Source organism: Pseudomonas sp. SIMBA_067, from assembly GCF_046534675.1.
GTDB lineage: Bacteria > Pseudomonadota > Gammaproteobacteria > Pseudomonadales > Pseudomonadaceae > Aquipseudomonas > Aquipseudomonas putida.
On the sequence record NZ_JAWRYH010001155.1, the window covers coordinates 1 to 243 of the forward strand.

Genomic DNA, 243 nt, shown 5'->3' on the forward strand with positions numbered 1-243 from the left:
CTGCTGAAATTAAAGAGGAAATGATCCGGTTGCGTAATGGTTCGCCTCGACACGACGCCAAGCGAACTGTTGAATCTGGATCGGTGAACGCAATACTGCCTGAGTTTCAGCTTTCCTCGATCAATGCCGCGAGTCTTCGAGCGGAGATAGCAGTTGTTGTACATTTATATCACGTTGATCTGGCAGGGGAGATCAACGAGTATCTTAACAACATCGTGGCGCCTGTTGACGTTTTCGTTTCAG

At 48.1% G+C, this 243-nt stretch carries 1 protein-coding gene; it reads left to right on the forward strand.

The window, feature by feature from the left end; genetic code table 11:
• A partial coding sequence (locus tag SB765_RS32925) for a rhamnan synthesis F family protein (RefSeq protein WP_410932935.1) occupies positions 1–243 on the forward strand: 243 nt, incomplete at both ends.